The sequence below is a fragment of the Pauljensenia sp. UMB3104 genome (assembly GCF_030217285.1).
In the GTDB taxonomy this organism is placed as follows: Bacteria; Actinomycetota; Actinomycetes; order Actinomycetales; family Actinomycetaceae; genus Pauljensenia.
On the sequence record NZ_JASONN010000634.1, the window covers coordinates 1 to 232 of the forward strand.

1 pseudogene is annotated in these 232 nt (G+C 67.2%); it reads right to left on the bottom strand.

Annotated elements, in window-relative coordinates:
* Nucleotides 1-35: 35 nt before the first annotated feature.
* Nucleotides 36-232 (bottom strand): annotated as a pseudogene (locus tag QP415_RS13085) (hypothetical protein); the annotation flags it as partial.

Below are 232 nucleotides of genomic sequence, written 5' to 3' on the forward strand. Positions count from 1 at the left end.
GGTCTGGGGTCACGCGCCCAAAGCCCAACTGACGTTCAGTTGAGGCCGCGGATCCTGCCCGTGAGGGTCAGGCGCCAGTTCGCGATCACGACGACGAGGGGAATGATTCCCAACAGCCAGAGGGACGGGGGCATGGGACCGGTGACTCCGGCCTTGTGAATGAGGGTCAGCGGCAGCCAGGCAGCCGGGACGGCGACGGTAAGGGCGCCCACGAACGACGCGATGGCGACTC